The sequence below is a fragment of the Variovorax sp. PCZ-1 genome, from assembly GCF_018413605.1.
Classification (GTDB): Bacteria; Pseudomonadota; Gammaproteobacteria; order Burkholderiales; family Burkholderiaceae_C; genus JANMDU01.
The window spans coordinates 476,497-501,352 of sequence record NZ_JAHCDN010000002.1; the positions used below are offsets into that span (position 1 = coordinate 476,497).

General features: G+C 53.4%; 20 protein-coding genes. 14 read left to right on the forward strand and 6 right to left on the reverse strand.

The features are described from left to right. Positions 1–30: 30 nt before the first annotated feature. Positions 31–1,305: a diaminopimelate decarboxylase gene (gene lysA / locus KIH26_RS12410; protein ID WP_213445656.1), complete on the reverse strand. Its 1,275-nt coding sequence runs from the start codon at positions 1,303–1,305 to the stop codon at positions 31–33. Positions 1,306–1,323: 18 nt separating this feature from the next. Continuing rightward, complete coding sequence (gene lptM, locus KIH26_RS12415; RefSeq protein ID WP_213445658.1) at positions 1,324–1,518, reverse strand: LPS translocon maturation chaperone LptM; 195 nt, start codon at positions 1,516–1,518, stop codon at positions 1,324–1,326. 18 nt (positions 1,519–1,536) lie between these two features. On the opposite strand from lptM, the gene cyaY reads away from it, so the two are divergent. Next, positions 1,537–1,863 (forward strand): iron donor protein CyaY, encoded by a 327-nt coding sequence (gene cyaY, locus KIH26_RS12420; RefSeq protein ID WP_213445660.1) that lies wholly within the window; start codon positions 1,537–1,539, stop codon positions 1,861–1,863. Here the strand turns inward: cyaY and KIH26_RS12425 are convergent. Then, positions 1,853–4,240 carry a penicillin-binding protein 1A gene (locus tag KIH26_RS12425; RefSeq protein WP_213445662.1) on the reverse strand — a complete coding sequence of 796 codons (2,388 nt, stop codon included), beginning with the start codon at positions 4,238–4,240 and terminating at the stop codon, positions 1,853–1,855. The genes cyaY and KIH26_RS12425 overlap by 11 nt on opposite strands. 286 nt (positions 4,241–4,526) lie before the next feature. Between KIH26_RS12425 and KIH26_RS12430 the strand changes: the two genes are divergently transcribed. Genes KIH26_RS12430 through KIH26_RS12460 form a run of 7 tightly spaced genes read left to right on the forward strand, consistent with a single transcriptional unit; the run spans position 4,527 to position 12,208 of the window. Beyond that, the gene (locus tag KIH26_RS12430) at positions 4,527–5,606 is read left to right on the forward strand and encodes a pilus assembly protein PilM (protein ID WP_213445664.1); all 1,080 of its coding nucleotides are present in this window, start codon (positions 4,527–4,529) and stop codon (positions 5,604–5,606) included. Continuing rightward, positions 5,603–6,238 carry a PilN domain-containing protein gene (locus KIH26_RS12435; protein WP_213445666.1) on the forward strand — a complete coding sequence of 212 codons (636 nt, stop codon included), beginning with the start codon at positions 5,603–5,605 and terminating at the stop codon, positions 6,236–6,238. The genes KIH26_RS12430 and KIH26_RS12435 overlap by 4 nt, the downstream gene beginning before the upstream one ends. A gap of 7 nt (positions 6,239–6,245) precedes the next feature. Further along, positions 6,246–6,929, forward strand: coding sequence for a type IV pilus inner membrane component PilO (locus KIH26_RS12440; protein ID WP_213445667.1), 684 nt, complete (start codon positions 6,246–6,248; stop codon positions 6,927–6,929). Further along, positions 6,926–7,483 (forward strand): pilus assembly protein PilP, encoded by a 558-nt coding sequence (locus tag KIH26_RS12445; protein ID WP_213445668.1) that lies wholly within the window; start codon positions 6,926–6,928, stop codon positions 7,481–7,483. Before KIH26_RS12440 ends, KIH26_RS12445 begins: the two co-directional genes overlap by 4 nt. After that, a complete protein-coding gene (locus KIH26_RS12450) occupies positions 7,480–9,636 on the forward strand; it encodes a type IV pilus secretin PilQ (RefSeq protein WP_213445669.1) in 2,157 nt (718 codons plus the stop codon). The genes KIH26_RS12445 and KIH26_RS12450 overlap by 4 nt, the downstream gene beginning before the upstream one ends. Positions 9,637–9,682: 46 nt before the next feature. After that, positions 9,683–11,638, forward strand: a complete 1,956-nt coding sequence (locus tag KIH26_RS12455; RefSeq protein WP_213445670.1) for an Ig-like domain-containing protein — start codon at positions 9,683–9,685, stop codon at positions 11,636–11,638. A gap of 3 nt (positions 11,639–11,641) precedes the next feature. Further along, the gene (locus tag KIH26_RS12460) at positions 11,642–12,208 is read left to right on the forward strand and encodes a shikimate kinase (RefSeq protein WP_349627874.1); all 567 of its coding nucleotides are present in this window, start codon (positions 11,642–11,644) and stop codon (positions 12,206–12,208) included. Here the strand turns inward: KIH26_RS12460 and KIH26_RS12465 are convergent, their stop codons facing one another. Further along, positions 12,209–14,251, reverse strand: coding sequence for a lytic transglycosylase domain-containing protein (locus tag KIH26_RS12465; RefSeq protein ID WP_213445671.1), 2,043 nt, complete (start codon positions 14,249–14,251; stop codon positions 12,209–12,211). It lies immediately after the preceding gene. A 9-nt stretch (positions 14,252–14,260) separates the two neighbouring features. Here KIH26_RS12465 and KIH26_RS12470 point away from each other — a divergent pair, with 9 nt between their 5' ends. Then, positions 14,261–15,013, forward strand: a complete 753-nt coding sequence (locus tag KIH26_RS12470; protein WP_249661185.1) for a 5-formyltetrahydrofolate cyclo-ligase — start codon at positions 14,261–14,263, stop codon at positions 15,011–15,013. Between the two features lie 6 nt (positions 15,014–15,019). On the opposite strand, the gene KIH26_RS12475 is transcribed toward KIH26_RS12470, so the two are convergent. Continuing rightward, on the reverse strand, positions 15,020–15,505 hold the full coding sequence (locus tag KIH26_RS12475) for a YqaA family protein (RefSeq protein ID WP_213445672.1): 486 nt from the start codon (positions 15,503–15,505) through the stop codon (positions 15,020–15,022). A gap of 67 nt (positions 15,506–15,572) precedes the next feature. On the opposite strand from KIH26_RS12475, the gene dusB reads away from it, so the two are divergent. From dusB to purH, 3 genes are read left to right on the forward strand one after another with little or no spacing between them, the layout of a single operon-like run. Continuing rightward, a complete protein-coding gene (dusB, locus tag KIH26_RS12480; RefSeq protein ID WP_213445673.1) occupies positions 15,573–16,658 on the forward strand; it encodes a tRNA dihydrouridine synthase DusB in 1,086 nt (361 codons plus the stop codon). Next, the gene (locus tag KIH26_RS12485) at positions 16,639–16,872 is read left to right on the forward strand and encodes a helix-turn-helix domain-containing protein (protein ID WP_213445674.1); all 234 of its coding nucleotides are present in this window, start codon (positions 16,639–16,641) and stop codon (positions 16,870–16,872) included. Before dusB ends, KIH26_RS12485 begins: the two co-directional genes overlap by 20 nt. Positions 16,873–16,917: 45 nt before the next feature. Continuing rightward, positions 16,918–18,507, forward strand: coding sequence for a bifunctional phosphoribosylaminoimidazolecarboxamide formyltransferase/IMP cyclohydrolase (purH, locus tag KIH26_RS12490; protein WP_213445675.1), 1,590 nt, complete (start codon positions 16,918–16,920; stop codon positions 18,505–18,507). A gap of 64 nt (positions 18,508–18,571) precedes the next feature. On the opposite strand, the gene trxA is transcribed toward purH, so the two are convergent. Beyond that, entirely contained in the window at positions 18,572–18,907 is a 336-nt protein-coding gene (gene trxA / locus KIH26_RS12495; protein ID WP_213445676.1) for a thioredoxin TrxA, read from the reverse strand. Between the two features lie 123 nt (positions 18,908–19,030). Between trxA and KIH26_RS12500 the strand changes: the two genes are divergently transcribed. Together KIH26_RS12500 and KIH26_RS12505 are read left to right on the forward strand one after the other, a co-directional pair. After that, on the forward strand, positions 19,031–21,550 hold the full coding sequence (locus KIH26_RS12500; protein ID WP_213445677.1) for a PD-(D/E)XK nuclease family protein: 2,520 nt from the start codon (positions 19,031–19,033) through the stop codon (positions 21,548–21,550). Beyond that, a complete protein-coding gene (locus KIH26_RS12505; RefSeq protein ID WP_213445678.1) occupies positions 21,547–24,855 on the forward strand; it encodes a UvrD-helicase domain-containing protein in 3,309 nt (1,102 codons plus the stop codon). The genes KIH26_RS12500 and KIH26_RS12505 overlap by 4 nt, the downstream gene beginning before the upstream one ends. The last annotated feature ends 1 nt before the right edge of the window (position 24,856 follow it).

The window sequence follows — 24,856 nt, forward strand, 5'->3', positions numbered from 1 at the left end:
AATCTGCGCGGAATGCTATCAAATAAATAGCTAAACCAGCTTCTCACGCAGCATCTGATCCTGCGTTGTCTCGCGCTCGCGCATGAGTAAAGCCTTTGCGCCATCCACCAAGACTTCAGCAGCACGGCCACGCGTGTTGTAGTTGCTCGCCATGCTCATGCAATAAGCACCAGCAGAAAGCACAGCCAGCAAATCGCCGCTGTTGATATTCAAATCGCGGTCATGCCCGATCCAATCACCGCTTTCGCACACAGGGCCAACAACCTCGTATGTCGTCTGTGCACCTTCACGCGGCTGCACTGGCACGATGCTATGAAAGGCCTGATACATCGCAGGGCGTGGCAGATCATTCATCGCCGCATCCACGATACAGAAATTCTTCTGCTCGCCGGGTTTGAGGTAGAGCACTTCCGTTACACACACGCCCGCATTACCCACAAGAGAGCGGCCAGGCTCAATCATCAAATGCCGTTGGCCAAAGCCACGTGCATCAAGCTTTGCAAGCAGCTGCTGCCACAGATCATCTGCCGCAGGCGGTTGCGTGCCTTCGTAATTGATGCCCAGGCCGCCGCCAAAATCAATGTGCTCAATTGGGATGCCCGCCGCTTCAATCGCCTTGACCAAATCCAAAATACGGTCCATCGCATCGAGATAAGGCGCAACGGTGGTGATTTGAGAGCCGATGTGGCAATCAATACCCACGACTTTCAGACCTTTGAGCGAGGCTGCATGCTTGTAAACCGGCACAGTGCGCTCATGTGAAATGCCAAACTTGTTGCCCTTGAGGCCGGTGGAAATATAAGGATGCGTTTTTGGATCAACGTTTGGATTCACGCGGATGCTCACGGGTGCAACCTTGCCCATGCTTGATGCCACTTCGGAGAGCACATCCAGCTCTTCCTCGCTCTCCACGTTAAAGCACTGAATGCCCACTTCAAGCGCACGGCGCATCTCAGCGCGCGTTTTTCCCACGCCAGAGAAAATAATCTTCGCAGGAGAGCCGCCAGCGGCCAACACGCGCTCCAATTCACCGCCTGAAACGATATCAAACCCGCATCCCGCTTGCGCGAACAGCTTCAAAATCGATAGCGATGAGTTCGCCTTCATGGCATAACAAATCTGCGCCTTGCGGCCTGCAAAGCCTTTTTGGTAAGCAGCCAGTGCGGCCAGCATCGAAGCTTTGGAATACACAAACAAAGGCGTGCTGTGCTCGCGTGCGAGATCAGCCACGCGAGCGCCTTCGACGCAGAGCTGGCCGTCTTGGTAGGCAATGAAGGGTTGGCCGGGCAGGGCAGAGTGAGTCATAAATCTGAGGGGCTGGCTTCAGCGCTTAGGCGCAGAGGCGGGCGAAAGGGGGGAAGATGCGGGCGAGACGGGGTTGAGCACTTGAGGCAAGGTGGCGCGGTTTTGCGCTGCAGGCTCTTGAGGCAGCGTCAATGGGCCTTTCTGTCCACAAGCTGCACTTGCAAGTACGAAGCCTATACAACACAGGCCTACAATCGGTTTGAAATTCAACATCTTTTCATTTTACTAGTCATGACCGACACAGAATACCTTCAACACGCGGAAAGCTTGCTCAGGAGCGTGGAGGCCAGTTGCGATCGCATCAATGACACGAGTGATGCCGATATCGACAACCAGCGCGTGGGTGGCATGATCACCATCAGTTTTTCTAATCGCAGCCAAATCATCATCAATCTGCAAAAGCCATTGCATGAGGTGTGGCTGGCCACCAAGGCGGGTGGCTTTCACTACAAATTTGAAAGCGATTGGCGTTGTACCCGTGCTGGCACGGAGTTTTTTGCGGATCTGAGCCAGCATGCCAGTGCGCAATCTGGCATGGCCTTGGTTTTCAGTTCCTGAACAAATCCAAAATTGTTTTCTTCTCTTCTGCCGGCGCTTGCGATGGAGCCTGCTGAGGGAGCGGCACATTCGGATCTAGAAGCGGATCAGACAAGCCCAGGCTGTTGACGCCCGCGCCTCTTGCAAATTCATCATAGAACCATTCGCCACCGATATTGAGCACGCCCTCAGGCGCAGTGGGCTCTACCACGGGGACGCCTTTCAGAGCAGTTTCCATATAGCTGATCCATACCGGCAACGACAGCCCTCCCCCGGTTTCTCTGTCGCCTAGCTTGCGTGGTGTGTCATAACCAATCCAGCTCACGGCCACTGTCGTTGGGTGATAGCCGGCAAACCAAGCGTCGATCGAGTCGTTGGTCGTGCCTGTTTTGCCATAGATATCGGGGCGCTTGAGGGTGGCCTGAGCCCTTGCTGCTGTGCCAGATCGCGTGATCTCTTGCATCAAATTTGTCATGATGAAGGCATTGCGCGCATCGATACCGCGCATCGATTCATCCAACGCGGGCGGCTTGTGGTCAAGCAGCACGCGGCCTTTTTGATCGGTGATGCGGCTGATCACAAACGGGTTCACGCGATAGCCGCCATTGGCAAACACCGCATAGCCCGTAGCCATCTGCATCGGTGTCACCGAGCCTGCACCTAGTGCCATGGTCAGATAAGCGGGATGCTTCTCCGCTTCAAAGCCAAAGCGTGTGACCCAATCTTGAGCGTTCTGCGCACCGACGGATTGCAAGATGCGAATCGAGACCATGTTCTTTGACTTGGCCAAGCCGCGCCGCATCGACATCGGCCCATCAAATGTACCGTCGTAATTCTTCGGCTCCCAAGCTTGGCTGCCCGTCACGCCAGCGTCAAAAAACAAGGGCGCATCATTGATCACGGTTGCGCCGCTGAATCCCTTTTCGAGTGCAGCAGAATAAACAAAGGGCTTGAAGCTCGAGCCCGGCTGGCGCCAAGCTTGCGTCACATGGTTGAATTTGTTTTTGTCGTAATCAAACCCTCCCACGAGTGCGCGCAAAGCACCATTGCGCGGGTCGAGTGCCACGAAAGCGCCTTCAACTTCGGGCAATTGTGTGATCTCCCATGTGCCTTTGGGTGTTTTCACCACTCGGATGATGGCGCCTCGGCGAATTTTGATGTTGGCCGCTGCATTGGCAGACAAGCCAGACTGCGCCGGACGAAGCCCGTCCCCTGTGATTTCCAGTTGCTCGGCATTGCGGCGCATCGCCACGATCTTCTTGGCATTGGCCTCAAGCACAACAGCAGCGAGCACTTCATCGTTATCAGGCTGCTCTGCCAGCGCATCATCAATGGCTTCCTCCATCTCATCTTTGGCTTGTGGCAGCTCAATAAATTTTTCAGGGCCACGATAGGGCTGGCGGCGCTCAAAATCCATGATGCCTTTGCGCAAGGCTCGATAAGCGGCTTGCTGCTCGGCAGATTTGATCGTGGTGTACACATCCAAGCCACGCGTGTAGGTCTCTTCACCGTACTGCGCAAAAATCAGCTGACGCACCGTCTCAGCCACATACTCCGCATGTACGCGGGATGTATCTGGGCCAGTGCGCACTTTCACATCCTCAGCACGTGCGGCCACGGCTTGTGCTTCAGTGATGAAGCCGTTTTCTAGCATGCGATCAATGATGTAGAGTTGACGGCGTTTGGCACGGGTGTAATTTGCAACCGGATTGGCGCTGGAAGGGAATTTGGGCACGCCGGCTAGCATGGCGGCTTCAGCGATGCTGATACTTTTGAGCGGTTTACCAAAATACGTGTCTGCGGCAGCCGAGAAACCATAGGCTCGGTTGCCCAGGTAAATCTGGTTCATATAGACCTCAAGAATCTGCTCCTTGGTCAGGGCATGCTCTAGCTTGAAGGTCAGCAGGATTTCGTAAATCTTCCGTGTGTAGGTTTTTTCGTTCGACAGATAGACGTTTTTCGCCACCTGCATGGTGATCGTGGAAGCGCCTTGACTTTTGAGTTTGCCCAAGTTGGCTAAGGCTGCGCGCATCACGCCGATGTAATCCACGCCGCCGTGGGAGAAAAAGCGGGCATCCTCAATCGCCAGAACGGCATCTTGCATGTGCTTGGGGATGTCTTTGAGAGGGGTGAGCGTACGATGCTCCTCACCGAATTCCCCGAGCAGCGCACCTTCAGAGGAAAACACGCGAAGCGGTAGCTTGGGACGGTAATCTGTCAGATCACTCACATCAGGGAGATTGGGGTAAGCCGTCGCCAAAGCCAAGCCCAGCATGAAGGCCACGCACAAAACGCCCGCCAAGATCAAACCTCCCGTCCATGCGATGAGGCGGAAAACGGTTTTCTGCCAAGACGATCGGCCGGGGGTAGACGGGCTAGGAGTTGAGGTGTCTTGCATGGATTTGCTTTATTAATGCTTGGATTATAGGAAGGGGGGTGAAGCCAGGGTGAAGTCAATCTAAGCCATCAAAACTAAGCGTACTGTAATTTTAACGAGTTGTTACGATTCCAAAAACGTGGGATTTTGACAACGCTTAGAAACGCTTGAAAAAGAAAAAATCCTTGTTTAACAAGGAACTTACTGCTAGTATTGAAATACTTTCTTAAGTTTTTATTCCTTTTTTGCGCCAAATATTGGATCATTGGGGAACTGAGACAAGAACATTTTTAAATTGGAGTTTCGCTTGGTTTCGCTAGCCAACCTTTTCAGCCGCCAGCCAGCGCCCCTCGTCGGCCTGGATATCAGCTCATCCAGCGTCAAGCTGGTCGAGCTTGGGCGCAATAAAGCCGGTGAGTGGGTGCTTGAGCGCTGCGCCACCGAACAGCTCGAACGCGGCTGGATCACAGATGGCAACGTTGAAAAGTTCGACGAAGTGGCCGAAGCGATCCGCAAAGTCGTGAAAAAAAGCGGTACTCGCACCAAAAACGTGGCGATGGCGCTACCAGCTTCTGCTGTGATCACCAAGAAAATCGTTCTGCAAGGCGGTTTATCGGATGCTGAGCTGGAAATTCAAGTCGAAGGTGAAGCTAATCAATACATTCCCTTCTCGCTTGACGAGGTGAGCTTGGATTTCTGTGTGGTTGGCCCCAGCGCGAATTCTGCCGGTGATGTGGACGTTCTGATTGCCGCCTCCCGCAAAGAAAAAGTGCAAGATCGCCAAGGTTTAGCCGAGGCCGCAGGCCTCAAACCCATCGTCTTAGATGTGGAATCCTATGCCTCCCGCTTGGCCACTCGCCGATTAGTAGAGCAGCTCCCAGAAGAGGGGAAAGATGCCCTGGTCGCTCTGTTCGAAGTGGGTGCGATGACCACCAGCATGCAGGTCATGAAAAACGAAGAAGTTGTGTATGACCGCGACCAGGCTTTTGGTGGTGCGCAGCTCACCCAACTGATTGTGCGCCAGTATGGCTTCTCGCCTGAAGAGGCCGAAAGCAAAAAACGCAGTGGCGAGCTGCCTGAAGATTACGAATCTTCTGTGCTCAAGCCTTTCGTCGAAAACATGGCGCAAGAAATTGCCCGTGCTTTGCAATTTTTCTTCACCAGCACACCGCACAACCGTGTGGACCATGTGATGCTTGCGGGCGGGTCTTCCTCATTGCCAGGTTTGACTGAAGCAGTGACAGCGCAAACGTCATTCGATTGCCAAGTTCTCAACCCATTTGACGGTATGCAACTGTCATCGAACATCAAAGAAAATAAAATGCGCCGAGAAGCGCCTTCGTATTTGAGCGCCTGTGGTTTGGCGATGCGGAGGTTCTTACAGTGATTTTGATCAACCTACTCCCCCATCGCGAAGAGGCTCGCAAGCGCCGCAAAGAGGCATTTTTTGTATCGTTAGGAATAGCTGCTTTGATTGGCGGCGTGATTTGCGGATTTATTTATGCTGCTTATCAAGCTCAGATTTCGTCGCAGAACGAGAAAAATGCGTTTCTCCAAAAGGAAATCACGAAGCTAGAAAACGAAATCAAGGAGGTTTCAACTTTGCAGGCGGAAATTGCATCATTGCGCGCACGTCAGCAAGCGGTTGAATCCCTGCAGGCTGACCGTAATATGCCCGTATATCTGCTAACAGAGCTTGTAAAGCAGCTTCCAGATGGTGTTTACGTATCTTCCATGAAGCAAGATAATGTCACTTTAAGTTTGCTTGGTACGGCTCAGTCTCAGGAGAGAGTATCTGAATTACTGCGTAATCTTGCAAATAACAGCCAATGGTTCAACAAGCCTGAGCTCATCGAAATTGTGGCTGGATCTGTAGCGCTAACGCCTCGTGATCAACGTCGTGTTTCGAACTTCTCCATAAAAGTCCAAGTACGTAAACCTACAGATGTACAGAAGCCAGCGGCTGGTGCGTCAGGTGCGGCTGGCTTACCAGTGGCTCAAGAACAAAAGAAAGCTTGAGTTAGTCATGGCAAAAACATCCAAAAACAATATCGATTTTGCTGCATTGCAAGAGAAGCTTGCGTCCCAGTTTCGAGGCCTGAATCCGAATGATCCCTCGACTTGGCCAGCTATTCCCCGCTATGGCCTCTGCTTGCTTCTGGCTATCGCTGTGGTGACTGCATTATGGTTCTTGTGGTTACAGGGTTCGGCCGACGAACTCAAAGTAGCGCAGGACAAAGAAATTACACTTAGAGAAGACTATAAGAAAAAGCTAGTTCAAGCAGTAAATTTAGAGACGCTAAAAAAGCAGCGTGAGCAGGTTCAGCAGTATGTGACGCAGCTTGAAAAGCAATTACCTAGCAAGGCTGAGATTGATGCTTTATTGTCTGATATCAATCAAGCTGGCTTAGGCCGTAGTTTGCAATTCGAATCCTTTAAACCAGGAGCAGTTGCAGTCAAAGAGTACTATGCTGAATTACCCATAGCACTGAAAATCACTGGTAAGTATCACGATATTGGTGCGTTTGCTGCTGATGTGGCTAATCTATCTCGAATCGTTACCTTGAATAACTTGTCGGTCACACCAGGTGCTGCCAAGGATGGCACATTGGTTCTCGATTCAACTGCTCGCACGTATCGATATTTGGATCCGGAAGAAATCAAGGCACAACGAGCAGCCGCTGCACCCGCAGGAGCGCCCAAGAAATGAATACCATAACGCCTATATTTTTCCGCGCACTACTGTGTTTTTCATTTCTGCCGTTTCTCACTGCCTGTTTTGGTGACGACCAGCAAGATATCAAACAGTGGATGCAAGAGCAGCGTAACGCAACCAAGCCTAACGTTCCACCTATTCCAGAACCTAAGAAATTCACGCCAGAGTCGTATAAGAATGATTTATCCATAGAGCCATTTAGCAACCAAAAATTGACACAAGCTCTCAAGCGAGAATCTAGTCAAGCGACAGCGAATGCTGCTCTAGTCGCGCCAGAATTGAATCGCCGCAAAGAGGTTTTGGAAGGATTTCCACTTGACGCTATCAGTATGGTGGGCACGATGCTTCCCAAAGGCGTACCTGTCGCTTTGGTAAAGGTCGATAAATTACTCTATCAAGTGCGCTTAGGTAGCTACCTTGGGCAAAATTACGGCAAAGTCGTTAAATTGTCTGAAACAGAGTTGGTATTGCGTGAAATCGTGCAGGATGCAGCTGGTGAATGGATCGAACGTCAAGCTAGTTTGCAGCTTCAAGAGGGTTCTAAATGAAAACATCTATGAAAACAATGTGGCAATTGCCTAGCCAGTGGCTTATTGGAATCTGTTTGTTAGCTATTAGCGGTTGGACGTTCGCACAGAATGCCATTGAAAATCTAGCCGCAAGCGTACGTGGCGGTGTCGAAGTCGTCAGGATCGATTTCGCACAGCCAATCACCGTTGCACCAACGGGTTTTGCAATTCAAACACCAGCTCGTATTGCCTTAGATTTTCCTGGGTTCAACAACGCCTCAGGTAAAAATATCGTCGATATCAATCAAGGTAATTTACGCTCTGCCAACATAGTGCAAGCTGGAGAGCGCACACGCGTGGTACTTAACCTCAAGCAAGCAGCTAACTACAAAACTGAAATACAGGGAAAAAGCCTGCTTATTTCGTTAGACAATGTGGCTGGCAATAGTGTTGCGCCAGCTTCCAATGCGGCAACTGCTCCACCTGCATCGAGTTTTGCTGAATCGCGTGCGCGAGAAGTGCAATCACTCAAAGATATTGATTTTCGTCGCAGCCAAGATGGTGTAGGTCGTGTTGTGGTCGATTTGCCCAGCAGTCAAGTTGGAGTAGACATCAAACAGCAAGGGCAAACCCTTGTAGTTGAATTTCTCAAAACAAATTTGCCAGAGGGCCTACGTCGGCGCTTAGACGTTGCTGACTTTGGCACACCAGTACAACTGGTCAGCACCACACAGATTGGTGATCGCGTACGCATGGTTGTTGAACCAAAAGGTCAGTGGGAGCACAGTGCTTATCAAAGCGACAATCAATTCGTTCTTGAGGTTCGTCAGCTGAAGATCGATCCTACGAAACTAACGCAAGGGCCTGGCTACAGTGGCGAGAAACTTTCTTTGAATTTCCAAAATATTGAAGTACGCTCTTTGCTGCAAGTCATCGCTGACTTCACAAATTTCAACGTCGTCACCTCAGATACTGTCAGTGGAGCAGTGACATTGCGCCTAAAAGATGTGCCGTGGGATCAGGCTTTGGACATCATTCTTCAGGCCAAAGGCTTGGGAATGCGTAAGAACGGGAATGTGCTTTGGATCGCACCGAAAGACGAACTGGCAGCTAAAGAAAAACAAGATCTCGAAGCAAAAGCCGCTTTACAAACTTTGGAGCCTGTACGCTCGCAAGCAATTCAGCTCAACTACACAAGGGCAGCTGATATTGCGACGCAGCTTGGCAGCACTACAGGCTCTGGAACAAACGCAACACGGTTGCTTTCTAGTCGCGGCAGTGTAATTGCAGAGCCACGCACCAACCAAATCTTTGTCACTGATGTTCCGAGCAAGCTTGAAGAGGTTCAAGCCTTGGTCTCAAAGCTTGATGTGCCCGTACGCCAAGTGATGATCGAAGCTCGCATCGTGGAGGCATCAGATCAATTTGGCAAATCTTTAGGTGTCAAACTGGGCGCGAACGATCTGCGTGGTATTCGTGGCGGAGATGCGGGTTATGGCGTACTGGGTAGTAACAACCGAGTTGCTTGGGGGACGAATTATGGGAATGTAGTAGGAACTACTGGAGCTCAGAATGGTGCTGTTGACACTAGCGGTACATTCTTCAATATGCCAGCAGTCGGACAAAACGGCTTCAATGCTGCGGCTATTGCGTTGTCTATTTTTAATGCATCCGCAAATCGATTCTTGAACCTAGAGCTGTCGGCTTTAGAGGGCGATGGTAAAGGGCGTATTGTTTCTAGCCCTCGAGTCATAACAGCCGACCAAACACGAGCCTTAATTGAGCAGGGTACAGAATTGCCGTATCAAGTTGCCACAGCTAGCGGCGCGACTTCAATTGCATTCCGCAAAGCCAACCTCAAGCTAGAGGTCACGCCACAGATCACGCCAGAAGGCAATATTATTCTCGATGTTGATGTGAACAAGGACAGCGTAGGCCAAGCGACAGCGGCAGGATTTGCAATCAATACCAAACATGTCAAAACGCAGGTGTTAATTGAAAATGGCGGCACAGTGGTGATTGGTGGTATTTTCGAGCTGACTGAAACTGAGAGTGAGACGCGTATCCCCTTCCTATCTGATATCCCATATGCTGGTAATTTATTCAAGCAGCGTCAAAAAAGCGCAAATAAGCAGGAATTGTTAATATTTCTAACACCTCGCATGATTTCAGATCGTGCAGCGGCTAGATAATAGCTATACTTCTTATAGCATGAACGTATTGTTTGGAGGGAATCGTATGAAATTTCTGAAATGGATTGCAGCTGGCATTTTGGCCGCTTCTTTGATTGCTTGTGGTGGCGGTGGTGGGAGTGCAGGAACTAACAGTATCAATCCGACCCCGACCCCTAACCCTAATACCGATACAACTACCAACACTGCAACTGCTTCAGTAACAGCATTGGCGATTTCATCTAGTGTTAATCAAATCAATGCGGATAACTCTGATAATGCAACTATTGTAGTGACGGCGATCAATGCTAGTAATGCATCTGTATCAGGTGCGGAAATCCGCTTAAGTACAGATACGGGCCTCTTGGATGCATCGGCAAAGCTAACAGATGCTACTGGGAGGGCAAGCTTTGTGTTGAGTTCTGGTACTCTAAATCAAACCAATCGCATTGCATCGCTAACTGCGATTTCTGGAACGCGATCTGCACAAACTTCAATCAGAATTGCTGGAGGTTCATTAACGATAGATACCTCGGGGGTTAATGTTATTGTATCGGGTTCAACACCTCTAACATTTAATGTTTCCTTGCGAAATGCTACTGGAGCTGTTGTACCAAATTCAACGTTGACCTTGTCGAGTAGTAATCCTAATGCGGTATCGACCACAGCAGTCACTGCAGTAACTAACGCAGTAGGCATAGCTACATTTTCACTCACAGGCCTATCAGTTGGATCGTCTAATGTCTCTGTTAGTGGGGGTGGCTTGGTGGCTGCTAAAGAGATTTCAGTAACTGCGCCAGGCACGGGTTTCTTTTTCCTAAGTCCAAGCAATAATAGTGTGATTTCTACAGGTTCAGCCAATGCTATTTCTGTACAGGCTGGTACAGCTACACAAGTCCAATTCGTAACTACATTAGGAACTTTCGTAGGAGGATCAAATGTTTTGACGGCACCAGTTAATAGCGGTGTAGCGAGTGCAGTGTTAACTGTTCCTGCTGCAGGCGTCGCAACCATAAATGCGATCCATGCAAGCGTCTCAAGCATCAGTGCAACCCTTGCTCTAAATGCTTCTCCACCCGTTTCAAGTGCCAATAAGTTACTTTTGACAGCATCTCGCAATAGCGTTTCCGTCTCTTCGGGGACTAGTTTGAATACCGTTCAAATCAAAGCAAGAGCTTTGTTTAACTCTGCAGGAATAGATGCTGCAGTATTTGGTGTGCCTGTGCTGTTTAGCATCAGTGGTGGACCGGGCGCAGGAGAACGTTTGAGCCAAGCAATTGTCTATACCAATGCTGCTGGTGAAGCCATCACTGATTTTGTTGCTGGTACTCAAGCTAGCACTCAGAATGGTATTTCTGTAACGGCGCAAATTTTGGGCACTGCTGTACGCACAGGTACATCACCCTCGGGGAATGATGTCGTATTGACTGTTGGTGGGCAAGCGCTATCGGTAGCATTTAGTCCATCAACTGTCATTAGAAGCTCTGCAGATAATACTTTCTATGAACTAGACTTCAGCGCGCAAGTCACTGATGCCGGTGGTGGATCTGTCGTTGGCGTACCAGTTAGCTTGAATGTGAAACCCTACGCATTCACTGTGGGATCCGTTAATGCGTGCTCTGCTAACCAGACCACGACTTTTACATATTGTTCGGAGGATAGAAACGGTAATGGTTCCTTAGATAATGGAGAGGATGGGCAACGCATTCAACTGCCTTTTGGTTTGAATCCTGTTGCTTGTACTAATCCAGTGGTATTCGGTACATCTAACTCGCAACTGACCCCCCCTAATTCAGCTGCTGGATCGGTTCCTCCTATAGTTACTACTGGATCTAACGGTATTGCTCCATTCACATTAACGTATTTGAAAGGCAGTGCGGTTTGGATAGTGGTTGAGTTGTCTGCGACGGTTAGCTCAAGCGGTACGGAGGCGAAGTCATCATCAATATTTCGTTTGTCACCTTCTGCCACAGATGCCGCTTCGAATCCTTGTGCATTGCCAGCATCGCCTTATGCGAATTAAGCGGTGATCATCCTCATCGGCCTTCCCGGTTCCGGTAAGTCCACAGTAGGCCGGCAGCTTGCACGCAAGTTGTCGGCTTCTTTCTTGGACTCGGATCATTTGATTGAGCAGCGCTTGGGTTGCTCGATCAGGGAGTATTTCGAGCGTGAGGGGGAGGGGGCGTTTCGGGATGTGGAGGAGGCGGTGTTGGCGGATGCGGTGGATGCACACGCGCAATCGACGAACGCTCAGATCGTTTTAGCTACTGGTGGTGGCGCGGTGATTCGTGAAAACAATCGTCGCTTGCTGCATTCTGCAGGTCGTGTGGTGTATTTGCGCTCAAGCCCAGAGGATTTGTACAAGCGGCTACGCCATGACCGCAATCGACCCTTGCTGCAAGGTGTTGATCCGATGCTGCGGCTCAGGGATTTGTATGCGCAGCGTGACCCGCTGTATCGCGAAACGGCGCATTTCCAAGTGGAGACAGGCAGGCCGAGTGTGGCGACTCTGGTGAATATGATTGCGATGCAACTTGACCTCGCTGGTGTTCAGCCTGTAAGCGCAGCGCAGACCATTTATACATCTGCTTGATCAGGGAATATCTCGATTCGGCTCGGGAGAGCCGCCTTCGCGAGGCCCTATCGTTCCCATGCGCGCTTTCAGACTGGGCTGGCCGCCTAGGATGAGGCCATACACGGTCGCGTTTGCCGCAACTTTCTTGACGTAATCGCGGGTCTCGGCAAAAGGCACATTCTCTGCCCAAGCCGCGCCTTCCATAACGGGACCATTGCGCCATACACGTGGACGACTGGGGCCTGCGTTATAGGCGGCGGCAGCCAATGGGCTGGAACCCTGGAAATCATCCAGCACGAGCTTGAGGTAGGCGGTGCCGATGGCGATGTTGGTGTCGCGGTTGTTGAGTTGATCGATACTGAAGCCATCGAGCCCGATGCGCTTGGCTGTCCATCTGGCAGTGGCGGGCATGACTTGCATTAAACCCGAAGCCCCGACGACAGAGCGCGCATCCATGATGAAGCGCGATTCTTGCCGGATAAGACCATACACATAAGCGGGATCAAGGTTGATCTCCCGGCTGCGCTTGACGACGGCATCACGGAAAGGCATGGGAAAGCGCTGGTCTGCATTGAAGGCTTCCTTGGTGCGCTCGCTGGTGTTGATGCAGCGATCCCAGACTTCGCGTTGACAAGCGAAATCAGCTGCGGCGAGCAACTCACGCTCGCTCATACCGCCGCGTGTGTGAAGATTGGTGGTGTAGTTCCACTCACGCACACCATCTGAGCGCAGGCCTAACGCAATCGCATACAGCGCGCGATTGAGGCCGGGGTTCAATCTAGCTGCTTCTTTTTCTGTAGCACTCAGCGCAGAAGGTGTGGGGGGAAGCGCGGCTTTTCGGCCTAATTCCTCAGTCGCTAAGATTTCGTAGAAGCCGCGCACAGAGGCGATGCTCTCTAAAAGATTCTGAGCTTCTTGCAGCTCGGGGCGAAGCACCAGGGTTGGTGTGGGGCTTTGTGGGGTGGAGTTCACCATCTCTGGTTTGCCTTTGGCTGTCTCGCGCAAGGCGCGGGCTTTCCAATAGACCCAGGTGTTGTCTTTCTTGCCTTCTTCACTCATCGCGTTGATCGAGGCCAACACCACTGGCCAGCCCTGTGCGGCTGAAGTCGCACGCAATGCGGTGCGGGCTTTCCATCCGAGCAGATCATCGTTCAAATGCTCGTTACGGGATTTGGCGTAATACTCGCCCGCATCTGATGAGAGCTTGAGATTGGCCTGCTTGCCGATCACCGCCCAGACCCAGCTGCGCTCCTCAGGTGTGAGTTGTACAGACCATTTGCTTTCTAGCGCGCCAGCTGCCGCTTCGGCATCGTTGCTAGCCATTTTGATGAGAGCTAGTGTGACAAGCTCTTTGCGGGTGTTGCCAGCGGCCGTGGCGCGGGCGCTCAGGTAGCGTGCAGGGTTGGCGTTGATCTCGCCGATAGCACCAGCTGATTCTGGCGAGACGAGTGTGACGGCGTTGGTTGCTGCACGCGCTCTGTTGCCCTCTATCGACAAGCGTGCTTCTTTCCACACATCTAGCGCTGTGATCAATTTGGCTTCTAGCAGACCGCCGGCAGCTAGGGTGCAGCCGTCATCGGCATCACGCATGCCATACCAGTTACGCAACACTTCTTGCGCAGCCGCTTCACCACTGATCGCACCACGTAAGCGATCAATATGAAGTGCATAGCAGCGCACTTCACGGTCATCTTGCATGCGGTATTTGGCGTATTCGCTGGAGAAGGATTGCCAGTCGCGTCGCTGCCCCAGCAGCTGAAGCCAATCGTTGCGCAAACGATCTTCTTGATAGCTGCCAGCGATGCTTTGCAATGCGGCTTGAATCTCTGCATTGCTCGCTTCTTGTAGGCGTGCTTTCATCTCCCAATACACGCCCCAAGGCTCCAAGACATGGCCTCGCACTTGCGGTAAAAGAGAGGAGAGTCGAGCCTTGTCGCCGCGCTTGGAGGCTTCGCTCATTTGCACAATCAGATCATCACCTCGCTGGCTTTGAGAGAAAGCGGCACCAGCCAGAAAAACACTGCACAAACCTGCCAGAATGAACGTCTTAAATACTTGCATGCCCACATTATGAATGCTGAGAAAAAAATCCAGCGGCAAAGGCTCATTGAAGAGCGCTTGAATTTGCCTGATCGCATGGAGCGGGCTGCGGATTTGCAGCGCGTGCTCAGAGCGTTTCTGGTGAGTCGGCCGGATGAAATCATTGGCGCGTATTGGCCGATCAAGGGCGAGTTTGATGCCCTGCCAGCGCTGTATCGTTGGCAAGAAGATGCATTGCTCGGCTCAGGTCTGGAGGAAACGGCTCAAAGCTTGGGGAACCCTTTGGAACCGCAGATTTTGAAGGAAAATCAGCCGATCGCCGGCATAAAATCTGCGCGAAGTGCTACTGAATTTATAGCAAATTTGATGGATTCTACGCAAGGCTCAGCCATGCATGCGGCCTTGCCCGCAGGCCCGCTGGCCTCGCGCCGCAAGATCGGCCTGCCCGTGGTGGATCGTCTTCACAAAACCTTGCAATTCCATGCTTGGTGGCCAGGCTGCCCGATGGAAAACGACGCTTACGATATTCCTAAGCCCAAAGACACGGATGTGATCATGCCGACTTTGCTGCTCGTGCCTTGTTTGGGTTTTGGGCCTGGAGGGTTTCGCTTGGGCTATGGCGGTGGTTTTTATGACCGCACCTTGGCTTCGATTTCGCCCAAGCCATTCACGGTCGGTCTAGGGTTTGCCAATGGTTATGTGAGCAGCTTTGCACCTGAGGCACATGATGTGCCACTCGATGCCATCCTCACGGATCATGGGCAGATGTGGCCTCTTGGCTGAGTGGTTTCACTGCGAGGCAGGGAAGATCCAAAGCAGCGCAGTCGTCATCACCAAATAACGTAAAAATTTACCGATCAGCATGTAGCCCACGCAGGGCCAAAACGGGAAGCGCAGCCAACCTGCGACAGCACACAGCGGATCTCCTACACCTGGCAGCCAAGATAGCAAACAAGCCTTGGGCCCTAGCTTTTCAAGCCATTGCAGAGCTTTGAGATGGATGGAGCGCCCTTTGTATTTATCGATTGCACTGTGCGCGCCATAGCCGACCCACCAATCAATCGCACCACCAATCGTGTTGCCGGCCGTTGCCACAAGTATTGCGGGCCAAAATAAATCCGGATTGAGCTTGATCAGACCAAACACCGCAGGCTCGGAGCCCAAAGGCAGCAGGGTGGCGGAGATGATGGAGATAACGAATACCGTGGAGAGGCCAAACTGGGGTAAAGCCAGCCATGCCATCAGCGCGATCAGCCAAGAAGGTAAATTTTCCATATGGTGAGAGTCGAGACGAGTATACTCGTGCCTCTTTTTTCAGCAATTGAACCCGCATCTTTCCCTCATGAACACCGAGCTTTCAGGCCCAAAGTTGGGCCCTTACCAGCTCCCCAGCCCGGTGTTTGTTGCGCCGATGGCGGGTGTGACGGATCTGCCGTTTCGCAAGCTCTGTAAATCCTTTGGTGCAGGCTATGCAGTGAGCGAGATGGTGACCTCGCGCAAAGACCTGTGGGCGAGCCTGAAAACTTCTCGCCGAGCTAATCACGAAGGTGAGTCGGCACCGATTGCTGTGCAGATCGCAGGTACTGATGCGCAGATGATGGCTGAGGCTGCGGCTTACAACATCGATCGCGGCGCACAGATCATCGATATCAATATGGGTTGCCCCGCCAAGAAGGTGTGCAACAAATGGGCGGGCTCGGCGCTCATGCAAGATGAAAAGCTTGCTTTAGAGATCATTGAAGCGGTGGTGCAAGCAGCATTGCCGCATGGCGTGCCTGTGACGCTCAAGATGCGCACGGGTTGGTGCGCCACGCATAAAAACGCGCTCAGCATCGCCTTGGCTGCCCAGGATGCAGGTATTCAGATGCTCACAGTTCATGGCCGTACGCGCGAGCAGGGCTACAAGGGTGTAGCCGAATACGAGACCATGGCAGAGATCAAGAGCCGCTTGAGCATTCCGATGGTGGCTAACGGTGATGTGGATTCACCCGAGAAAGCCAAGGCCGTGCTTGAATTCACAAAAGCCGATGCCGTGATGATTGGCCGCGCCGCGCAAGGCCGGCCTTGGATTTTTCGTGAGATCACGCACTATTTGAAAACAGGTGAGCATCTCGCGCCGCCCTTGGTGGCTGAAGTACGCCGCGCGATGCTCGCGCATTTGCTGGAGCATTACGCACTCTATGGCGAGTTCACCGGCGTGCGCAGTGCACGCAAGCACATTGGCTGGTATGTGCGCGAATTACCTGGCGGTGAGGTGTTTCGTCAGCAGATGAACGCAGTCGAGGATGCGAGGCAGCAGCATGAAGCTGTCGCAAATTATTTTGAGGGTTTGGCGCAGCAGATGGATCGCTTACCGATGCATCGCGCCAATGGAGTGTCGGAAGAATCGGAAGTTGTGAGTGAAGAATATGAGCAAGAAAAACATTGAAGATAGCGTGCGCCACGGTTTGGATGCGTATTTCAAAGATTTAGGCAGCGAAACGCCTCATGAGCTCTACGCCATGATGCTCGGCATTGTGGAAAAGCCGATGCTGGAAGTGGTGATGCGGCAAGCAGGCAACAACCAATCCAAAGCCGCCGAATGGCTGGGCTTGAACCGCAACACGCTTCGCAAGAAGCTCAGCGAACATCAGATGCTCTGATGAGTCGCTGCTTGCAACAATTTTTATTACTTTGAGGGAGCGCACATGCGTGCATTGATTTCTGTGTCTGACAAAACTGGCGTGCTGGAGCTCGCCCGTGAACTGCATGCTTTGAAAGTGGATCTCATTTCCACAGGTGGCACGGCTAAATTGCTGGCCGACAACGGCCTGCCCGTGACAGAGATTGCACAAGTCACCGGATTCCCCGAAATGCTCGATGGCCGCGTGAAAACGCTTCATCCTAAAGTGCATGGCGGCTTACTCGCGCGGCGCGATCTGCCTGCACACATGGCGGCTTTGAAAGAGCATTCAATTGAGCAAATTGATATCCTCATCGTGAATCTCTACCCGTTTGAAGCCACCGTAGCCAAGCCCGGCTGCACGCTGGAAGATGCGATTGAGAACATCGATATCGGTGGCCCCGCCATGGTGCGCAGCGCGGCGAAGAATTGGAAGGATGTGGCTGTGCTCACCGATGCTTCGCAATACGCGGGCGTGATCGCAGAGCTCAAAGCGGGCGGCATCTCGCAAAAGACCAAATTTGCGCTCAGCGTGGCAGCATTCAACCGCATCAGCAATTACGACGGCGCGATCAGCGATTACCTTTCTGCTATTGATTTCGAAGCATCTAGCGCAAGTCCTACGACGGTGAGAGGCCAATTTGCTTCACAAACGAACGGCCGCTTCGTGAAGCTGCAAGACCTGCGATATGGCGAAAATCCACACCAAGCCGCAGCGTTTTACCGTGATCTGTATCCCGCACCCGGCTCGCTGGTGACGGCCAAGCAACTGCAAGGCAAGGAACTCTCCTACAACAACATCGCTGACGCCGATGCCGCTTGGGAATGCGTGAAGAGCTTTTCTGAGCCCGCCTGTGTGATCGTCAAACATGCCAATCCTTGCGGCGTGGCCGTTGGCGTCGATGGTTTGGCGGCTTACAGCAAAGCTTTCCAAACCGATCCTACTTCCGCTTTCGGCGGCATCATCGCCCTGAACTGCCCACTGGATGAGCGTGCAGCGCTACAAATTTCGAAGCAGTTTGTGGAAGTGTTGATTGCGCCGAGCTATTCTCCAGAAGCTTTGGCGGTATTCAAAGCGAAGGCGAATGTGCGAGTGTTGGAGATTGCCTTGCCGCCCGGTGGTGATAACGCTTGGAGCAAAGGCCAAAACGCCATGGACATCAAGCGCATTGGCTCCGGCCTCTTGATGCAAACCGCAGACAACCATGAGCTGCAACTGGCTGATCTCAAAGTCGTCACCAAGATGCAGCCCAGCCCGCAGCAATTGCAAGACCTGCTCTTTGCATGGAAAGTCGCCAAGTTCGTCAAATCCAACGCCATCGTCTTCTGCAAAGACGGCATGACCATGGGCGTAGGCGCAGGCCAAATGAGCCGCTTGGATTCAGCGCGTATCGCCAGCATCAAGGCTGGGCATGCGAACCTCAGCTTGCAAGGCACTGCGGTGGCCTCGGATGCATTCTTCCCCTTCCGCGATGGCTTGGATGTGGTGGTCGATGCTGGCGCCAGCTGTGTGATCCAGCCCGGCGGCAGCATGCGTGATCAAGAGGTGATTGATGCGGCCAACGAGCGCGGCGTGGCCATGGTGTTTTCTGGCGTGAGGCATTTCAGGCATTGAGCTACGCGCCTCAAGAAAAACAAAAGGCTCCCGCGGGAGCCTTTGTTGTTTGCAGCTTGAAAACTTAAGCAGCGATGGTTTGATCCACAAACGCTTGCAACTGGGCTTTGCTCAATGCACCCACCTTGGTGGCAGCGAGTTGGCCTTTGTTGAAGATCATGAGGGTGGGGATACCGCGGATGCCGAATTTGCCGGGGATGTCGCGGTTGTCGTCCACATTGAGCTTGGCGATTTGTAGCTTACCGTTGTAGGCGGTGGCCATTTCGTCCAGAGCTGGGGCGATCATTTTGCAGGGGCCGCACCACTCGGCCCAGAAATCGACCAGCACGGGCTTGTCGGCTTGCAAGACGTCAGCCTCGAAGCTGGCATCGGTGATGTGTTTAATGAGGTCGCTGGCCATGATGTTTTCTCGCTGGGTTTGTGAAGATGAGATATCGTCGAACTGAGCCGACTGCTATTACAGTGTGGGCATTGTGACAGAAACCAAGTTTTTTCTTGCGGCCATGCCGCCCAAGCATAGGCTATGACGTTCATAGCCAAAACGAATAGCTGGGCTGAGCTGTGGGCGAATGTTTGCCAGGCTGTGGCTCAAACCAAAGCCCATCCGGCGCGTTGCGTGGTGCTGCTGCCGTATTTCCAGTTGCAAGCGCTGCTGCGGCAGGCTGCGCAGGCCTCCAGCACGGGATTTTTGCCCAGGATTGAGACCACCAAGAGCTGGCAGCAGCGCATCGCGCCTTTTGAGCCTGATGTGTGGGATGTGAGTCTGGATGCAGGGCTGGATAGTTTGCGCTCGCGCAATTGGCTCGCACGCTCGGGCCTGGCCGAGCATCAGGCCGTGCTCACGCCTTTGCTGGTGGAGACGGCGCAGCAGCTGGCAGCTCTTGCTGCTGCCGTGTTGCCAGAGCAGCGCGCAGCTTGGGCTCAGGGATTACGGGGTGCGATAGCGCAAGGTAACGAGGCGGGGTTTGCGGTGTACGAGGCTGCGGTGGCAAGGATTGCGCTGGAATGGGCTGCGGCGTCGAGTTATGCAAGCGATGCTTTGCTCACAAAGCAAGCCTTGGCTGAGGTGGAGCAGCTCATCATTGTGCGTGGCGTGCAAGAAAATGCACTCACCCAAACCCTGGCTGCACGGTGGACTGAACTCAGCGGTCAAGAAGCCGTTTGGCTGGACTTGCCGCAGGCGCCAGTGGGCGCATTCAGCGTGCATACAGCGCAAGATGCCGAGGATGTGGCGCAGCGTGCGGCAGCTTGTGTGCTCGCGCATATCAAAGCAGGGCGTATACCTGTGGCGCTGCCAGCGATTGACCGGCTGGCCACGCGGCGCATCAGCGCGATGCTGCATGTGCGCGGTGTGAGCTTGTCTGATGAGACGGGCTGGCGCTTATCGACGACGCGATCAGCGGCGAGCCTGATGAGTTTGCTGCGTGCTGCGATGCCCTTAAGTGGAGACGATGCCCTGCTGGATTGGCTCAAACACACGCGTGTGAGCGAGCAGGCTGTGCAGCATCTAGAGGGCTTGCTTCGAGGGCAAAATCACGATATCGCCGGCATAAATGAAGCGCGAGCAGCTATCAAATTCATAGTGGATGAAGTGACTTATGAGCCTGCTGCTGTGTTGCAAACTCTGCGCAGCACTCGCCCGATTGCTGCATGGCTCTGGGCGCTTCAGCAGGCTTTGCGCATCAGCGGGCAATGGCAAACATTGACAGACGATGCCGCTGGTGCGCAGATGCTGCAAGCCTTGCATTTGAATGATGAATCGAGCGCGATTGTGCAAAGTGATGCTTCGCGTATGAGCCTCTCAGAATTCAGCACCTGGGTGCAAACGGCGCTCGAAGGCGCGAGCTTCAAGCCGCCTTCTCCGTTGCAAGAGGCTCAAGTCGTGATCCTGCCTCTGGCACAAATGGCGGCGCGGCCTTTTGGAGCGGCTGTGCTCGCTGGCTGTGATGCGCAGCGCTTGCCTCTTGCGCCTGAGCCTGCGGGCATGTGGACGCGCGGTCAGCGCGAGGCGCTGGGCTTGCCAGCGCGCGAGGCTCTAGCGAATGAGCAGACAGATGTGTGGGCTTGGGCGATGCAAGCGCCTCATGTTGATGTACTTTTCATGCAAGCACAGGGCGATGAAGTGTTGCAGCCCAGCCCCTTGCTGCAAGCTTGGCAAGCAAAGCATCCGTGGCACGAAAGTGATGATCCACGCGAAGAAAAAAGCATAGATGCACAGCCTGTGCACATGCCTGCACCGAGCATAGGCGAGGCCAGCCGTCTCATGCCACGCAGCTTCTCGGCCAGCAGCTATGCCGATGCACGCGCCTGTCCTTATCGTTTCTTCGCGCTGCGATTGCTCAAACTCAGCGAAGCCAAAGAGCTGGACGAAGAAATCTCCAAACGCGATTTCGGTGCTTGGTTGCATGCGGTGCTGGGTGCGTTTCATGAGAGAAGGCCGCGCGAGACGGATGCTCAGAAAGATGCTGAATTGCTCGATGCTTGCGCTTCGGAGGAATCAAAGTCTCTTGCACAAGACCCAGGCTTCGTGCCTTTTGCTGCCTCATGGCCGCGCTTGAGAGACAGTTATTTGCTATGGTTATCAGAGCATGAGGCGCAGGGCTGGCGTTTTGAAAGCAGTGAAACGTCTCTTGAGCTAGAAACTGAAGATGGCTTGAAACTGCAAGGCCGTTTGGATCGGGTTGATTTACTCGCAGGCTCTGGTGCCAGTGAGCATTTCGTGATGGATTACAAAACCGAGAGCAGCCAATCACTCAAAAAGCGCGTGGCCGATCCGCTGGAAGATACGCAACTCACTTTCTATGCTGCTTTGCTTGGCAAAGAAGAGGTGAATGCAGCCTATCTGGCCGTGGGCGAGAAGGCGACAGATTTGATCCCTCAACCACAAGTGAAGGAAGCTGTGCCGATGTTGCTCGCTGGCTTGGCTGATGATGCGCAAAGAATGCGCAATGGCCATGCGCTGCCGGCAATGGGCGAAGGTATGGCTTGCGAGTATTGCGCAGCGCGTGGGCTCTGCAGAAAAGATTTTTGGGCAAGCTCATGAGTGAAATTGCAGCTTACGCCATGAACGGCCAGCCTTGCTCGCGCGAGGCCTTCTATGCCGCCGCTTGCGATCCACAGCGCCCCATCGTTGTGCAAGCGTGCGCAGGCGCGGGCAAGACGTGGATGCTTGTTTCACGTATCGTGCGCGCTTTGCTCGCAGGCAGCGAGCCGCAAGAAATTTTGGCTATCACGTTCACGAAGAAAGCTGCTGGTGAGATGCGTGAGCGGCTGCAAGAGTGGCTGTTTGAGTTTTCCAGCGCAGATGATGCCAAGCTGGTGAATGAGTTGGTGATTCGAGGAATTTCAAGCGAAATCGCTCGTTCGCCGGCGAAGAATCTGCGCGAGCTGCTATCAAATTTATATCAAAAGACGCTGCATAACCCGCGCAGTGTACAAATCCGCACCTTTCACAGTTGGTTTGCGCAGCTCCTGCGCAGTGCGCCATTGGCTGTGCTTCAAAGTCTTGGTCTGCCTTCGCCCTATGAATTGCTTGAGGATGATGAACAAGCGGTTGATGAACTTTGGCCGCGATTTCATGCGCTACTGCTGAAAGATGTAGCTTTGCACCAGGTGTATCGAGAAGCTGTACAAGAAGTCGGGCGCTGGGGTGTACAAACAGCGCTGGAGAATGCGCTAGCCAAGCGTGTGGAATTTGAGTTGGCAGACAAGGCGGGCGTTGTCTCGCGCAGCATCAGACCCATGGCGGAGGTGTTTCCTGCGTTTGCGGGCTTTGATGATCCGCTGCAAAAATTTGCACAAGAAAAGCTGCAGTTGCTAAGCGCCGCAAAACTCCTCGCTGCCGCGACGCAAAAAACCTATGCCGCTAAAGGTGTGGAGCTACTGGAAGCTTTGGGCAATGATGCATGGGCCAGCGTGCCCATTTGCTTGCTCACGCAAAAAGATGAGCCGCGTAAATTTTCCGACAAGATGGCAGGCATCGATGAGATCCGCGCTGCGCAAGAGCTGTGCGTGAGTGTGAGCCAAGCGCAGCAGCAGCATGCTGCCTGGCAGCATCAGCAGCGCATGGCCACGCTCTGCCGCGCCATGAATGCCTGCTTCGCCGAGGTGAAGCGCGAGCGCGGTTGGGTGGATATGGGTGATCTGGAGCGCGCAGCGCTGCATTTGCTGAGTGACGATGCGCTGTCTGGCTGGGTGCAGCAGCGCCTGGATGCGCAGATCAAGCATTTGCTGATCGATGAGTTTCAAGATACGAATCCGCTGCAATGGCAGGCGCTGCAAACTTGGCTTTCGGGTTACGCGGGTGCAGGCAGTGCTGCGCCAAGCGTCTTCATCGTCGGTGATGCCAAGCAAAGCATCTACCGCTTTCGTCGCGCTGAGCCGCAGGTGTTTGAAGCGGCCACTCGCTTTGTTTGCGAAGGCCTCGGCGGCACGCTGCTCGCTTGCGATCACACAAGGCGCAATGCGCAGGGCGTGATGAACGCGGTGAACGCGCTGATGACGCAAGCTAGCACGGAATTGCCCTATGACTTCCGCATCCACACCACAGAAAGCAGCGAAGCAGGCCGCGTGTTGCGTCTGCCGCTGGTACCGCGTGTTGAAAAGCTTGAAGCCAGCACCGAGCTGATCTGGCGAGATACGCTCACCGAGCCGCGCGATGATCCCGAAGAGCACGCAGTAGATACTGAATGCGAACTCGCCGCTCGCTGGCTCGCTGCGCAAATCGCGGGCGGCGTAGCAAGCCAAGACATCATGGTGCTTGCCCGCCAACGCGATCGCCTCTCGCGCATGCGCGATGCCCTGCGTGCTTTGGGTATCGCCAGCCAAATCGCCGAAAAAACGCCACTGATTGATCAGCCCGAAGTGCAAGATGTGGTGGCGCTGCTCGATGCCCTCGTTACGCCATCCAACAATCTGGCGCTGGCTCGCGCTCTCAAATCACCGCTCTTTGCATGGAGCGATGATGATTTGATAGACCTTGCGCAAGCTGCCAGAAGCGAAGAAGGAATAGGGCGGAGTTGGCTCAATTTGCTATTAAATCAAGAGCACTTCGCGCAGTATCTGTGCCGCCGAAATGCCCATTTCGCTTCAAAAACAGCTCAAAAAATCAGCCAAATGCAGCACTGGCTGCAAACCCTTCCGCCCCATGATGCGCTGAGCAATATTTACGACACTTATGCACTCGTCGAGTGCTTCATGGCCGCAACTCCCGCGCCGCTCAGAGGCCGCGTGCAGCTGAGCCTGCAAGCCCTGCTGCATGCCGCATTGGAGACGAAAAGCGGCCGTTTCCTCACACCGCATGACTGGGTGCGCCATCTGAAAAAAGCGCATCTCAAAACCCCTCAAGCCGCTAACCCCAGCGCCGTGCGCCTCATGACGATCCATGGCGCGAAAGGCTTGGAAGCGCATACCGTGCTTCTGCTCGATACCTGCACTGTGGCGAAGAATCCTAAGCCGCTGGAAGTGCTCGTGGATTGGCCAGGCCGCGCAAAAGCGCCGCAAATATTTGCCTTCCTGCGCAGCGAGAGCAGCGCGCCAGCGTGCGTGCGTGAGGCGCTTATCCAAGAGCGCGAGCAACGCGCCCGCGAGGAGATCAATGCGCTCTACGTCGCCATGACGCGCGCCAAACAGCAACTCGTCTTCTGCGGCCATGAGATGAATAAAGCAGCTGATCCGCTTTGCCCATGGATGCGCTTGGATGCGCTCGCGCAAGCGGATGAGCAAGCTGTAGAAGAGGTGTGGCATGGCGATTTTGCAGCACCTGCTTCTCAGAGTGATCTCACATCCGCTACAGCTTCTTTTTTGACGAAGAAAATGGCTTTCGCCGGCGTAGAATCTGCGCAGGCAGCTATGAATTCAGGAGTAAATGAAGAGCTGTCAACGGCTGAGCTGAGCGCATCAGCCCGTATCGGTATCGCCATGCACCGCTTGTTGGAGCTGTACCGCGGCGATGTAAATTTGACAATATTGCTCCCCGCCCTCACTCGCAGCCTGAACCTGGATCAAGAGCAATCAGCGCAAGCCCTCAAGGCAGCGCAAACGATCATTCAAGGCGAGGCTGCTTGGGTTTGGGACGAGAATCAAATCGATTGGCAAGCCAATGAAGCCGAAATTTTGTATGAAGGCCAACTCCTGCGCTTGGATCGACTCGTCAAACACACCGCGACGCAAACCTGGTGGGTGATTGACTACAAATCTGCCCTTCAGCCACAGCTGCAGCCAGCTTTGCGCGAGCAGTTACAGCGCTACAGACGCGCCGTTGCAGCGCAATTTCAGCAAGACGTGAAAGCTGCCTTTATCACGGCGCAGGGGCAGTTGATCGATGATTCGCCCATGCTGCGTGGCTAAG